The organism is Inquilinus limosus MP06 (assembly GCF_000767795.1).
GTDB classification, from domain to species: Bacteria; Pseudomonadota; Alphaproteobacteria; order DSM-16000; family Inquilinaceae; genus Inquilinus; species Inquilinus limosus_E.
In genome coordinates this window covers 1-2611 of record NZ_JANX01000725.1, presented here as the reverse complement: position 1 = coordinate 2611, position 2611 = coordinate 1, and the positions used below count along the sequence as shown (strand labels likewise).

Sequence of the window (2611 nt, the reverse complement as noted above, 5' to 3'; positions counted from 1 at the left end):
ATTACCTTTTTGAAAGATGGGGCGGCCGGGCTTCGCGTCGATCGATCTGCAACCGTGCCCTACTGGGCGTCGGCCGCGACCTGCAGCTTGACGATGATGTCCGGGTTGGCCGGCGGCTCGCCGCGCTTGATCTTGTCGACGAACTCCATGCCCTCAACCACCTGGCCCCAGACGGTGTACTGGCCGTTCAGGAAGTCGCCATTGGCGAACATGATGAAGAACTGGCTGTCGGCGCTGTTCGGGCTCTGCGCCCGGGCCATGCCGACGGTGCCGCGCTTGAACGGCTCCTGGCTGAACTCGGCGTCGATCTTCTGGCCGGAGCCGCCCATGCCGGTGCCGGTCGGATCGCCGGTCTGGGCCATGAAGCCCTCGATCACGCGGTGGAACTTGACACCGTTGTAGAAGCCCTGCCGCACCAGCTCCTTGATCCGGGCGACATGCTTCGGCGCCAGGTCGGGGCGCAGCTCGATCACCACCCGGCCATAGGTCAGGTCGAGATAGAGCGTGTTTTCGAGATCGCGGGCCGAAGCCCCCTGGGTGATGGCCATGGCGAGGAGAAGACTCCCGAGAAGTTGGAAGAAACGCGTCATGCGCTGGGCGCTCCAGACGGGTCGCAAGAAGTGGCGAGACACAAGCACGGGTCGGGCCCGAGAGCAACCCGGTGCGGCATGCGGCCCCGCGCGATCAGCAGCCGTCGGCCGTGTCCGGCCCGGCATAGCTCCTGGTCAGCGGCAGGCCGTACTGCTGCAGCAGCGCCTTCTCGGCATGGCAGAACCTGGTGCTGGACCGCACCCGCTCGACCGGCTGGAACATGTCGCTGGTGGTGCCGACATCCTCGCCCGGCACCAGCTTGAACACGGTAAAGTCGACCAGGCTCGGGCCCGGGATGCCCTCCCCCGGGTCGAAGCCGCGCTGGGCGACGAAGACGAAGGTGCCGGGCTGGCCGTCGATCCTGCCGCGGACGAAGCGCACGCTGCGCACCACGTCCTCGCCGGTGTGCGGGTCGTCCCGGATGGTGTCCTCGAAGCCGCCGCCGTCCCGGGTCAGGGTGTCGAAGCCCACCACTTCCGGCACGCCGCTGTTGCCCGCCATCAGCACCAGGTACAGGTCGTAGCCATGGGCGTTGCCGTTCTCGCGCCAGCCCAGGGTGACGATGGCGCTGCGTCCGTCCGGGGCGAAGCGCTCGATCGTGTTCGGCCCCGGCTTCAGCGGGATCGGCGTCAGCTCGGTGAAGCGGTGCTTCGCCGGCTCCGCCGCCGCGGCCGGTCCGGCGATGCCGAGGGCGAGGAGGGCGGCCAGCAGCAGGCGGGGGCTCATGGTCGGTCTCGTCTGATTCGGTAGATCGCAGGATGGGACGGCGAATGCGGCGCGGTCAGGGCGCGGGGGGCAGCGGCAGGCGGCGGCTGTCCTTGATGGTGTCGAGCACGATGCGCGAGCGGATGGCGGAGACGCCGTCGATCCGCATCAGGCTGTCCATGATGAAGCGCGACAGGTCCTTCAGGTCGGGCGCCACCACCCGCAGCTCGTAGTCGGCGTCGCCGGTCACGGCGCAGCACTCGACGATCTCCGGATGGCGCTGCACCGCCTCGCGGAAGGCCTCGGCGGTGAAGGCGCCGTGCTTCTCCAGCGTGATCGAGATGTAGGCGGCGACCGACAGGCCGATGCGGTCGGGGTCCAGGAGGGCGGCATAGCCGCGGATCACCCCTGCTTCCTCCAGCCGCTGCAGCCGCCGGGCGCATTGCGACGGCGACAGCAGCACCCGTTCGGCCAGGGCGATGTTGCTCATCCGGGCGTCGTCCTGCAGGGCCGCGAGGATCCGCCAGTCGAAGCCATCCAGCGTCTCCGTCGCCATCTCCGGGCATCCTCGCCGTGACTGATGCGCGAATCGCGCATGCCGGACCATACGCCCGGCCGCCGCCCCCGTCAGCCGCCGGTTCGGTGTGGCGATGTTCCCCTTGGGTTCTCCTGCTGCGGTGCCTACATGAACGGAAACGGGACGCGCCGGCCGGCGCGTCCCCTCCGTTCCCAAGGTCCTGCCATGCCCGGCTACGAAACCCGCTTCCTCCTCGACGCTTCGGCGCCGAGGCCCGAGGCCTCGACCCCGACCGCCGCCACCTCCGCCGGGGCGGACGCGCTCGACGCCTATTCCCGCACCGTGATCGACGCCGTGCGCGCCGCGGCGCCCGCGGTCGTGCATCTGCGCGTCCTCGGCAAGGGGCCGGACGGCACGGTCGGGCCGCGCGGCAGCGGCTCCGGCGTCATCTTCACCCCGGACGGTTTCGTCCTGACCAACAGCCATGTGGTGAACGGGGCGACCAGCATCACCGCGACGCTCAGCGACGGCCGCAGCGTCGTTGCCTGGCCGGTGGGCGAGGATCCGGACACCGATCTGGCGGTGCTGCGCCTGCATGACAGCGTGCCGGGATGGGCGCCGCTCGGCTCCTCCGCCGCGCTGCAGGTCGGCCAGCTGGTGGTCGCCATCGGCAACCCGCTCGGCTTCGAAGCGACGGTGACGGCCGGCGTGGTCAGCGCCCTCGGCCGGTCGCTGCGCGGCCAGTCCGGCCGGCTGATCGACGGCGTGCTGCAGACCGACGCGGCGCTGAACCCCGGC

Annotated in this window: 4 protein-coding genes; 1 reads left to right on the top strand and 3 read right to left on the bottom strand. The window is 70.3% G+C overall.

Annotated features, from left to right (window positions below):
• Positions 1-59: 59 nt before the first annotated feature.
• The 3 genes from P409_RS31490 to P409_RS31480 all read right to left on the bottom strand — a co-directional run bounded on the left by P409_RS31490 (position 60) and on the right by P409_RS31480 (position 1852).
• Positions 60-548 carry a peptidylprolyl isomerase gene (locus tag P409_RS31490; protein ID WP_052121624.1) on the bottom strand — a complete coding sequence of 163 codons (489 nt, stop codon included), beginning with the start codon at positions 546-548 and terminating at the stop codon, positions 60-62.
• Positions 549-684: 136 nt separating this feature from the next.
• Positions 685-1317, bottom strand: a complete 633-nt coding sequence (locus P409_RS31485; RefSeq protein ID WP_034847815.1) for a hypothetical protein — start codon at positions 1315-1317, stop codon at positions 685-687.
• 55 nt (positions 1318-1372) lie between these two features.
• Positions 1373-1852, bottom strand: coding sequence for an Lrp/AsnC family transcriptional regulator (locus P409_RS31480; RefSeq protein ID WP_034847812.1), 480 nt, complete (start codon positions 1850-1852; stop codon positions 1373-1375).
• A gap of 186 nt (positions 1853-2038) precedes the next feature.
• On the opposite strand from P409_RS31480, the gene P409_RS31475 reads away from it, so the two are divergent.
• Positions 2039-2611: S1C family serine protease (locus P409_RS31475; RefSeq protein WP_034847809.1), on the top strand; the 573-nt coding region annotated here is incomplete at its 3' end.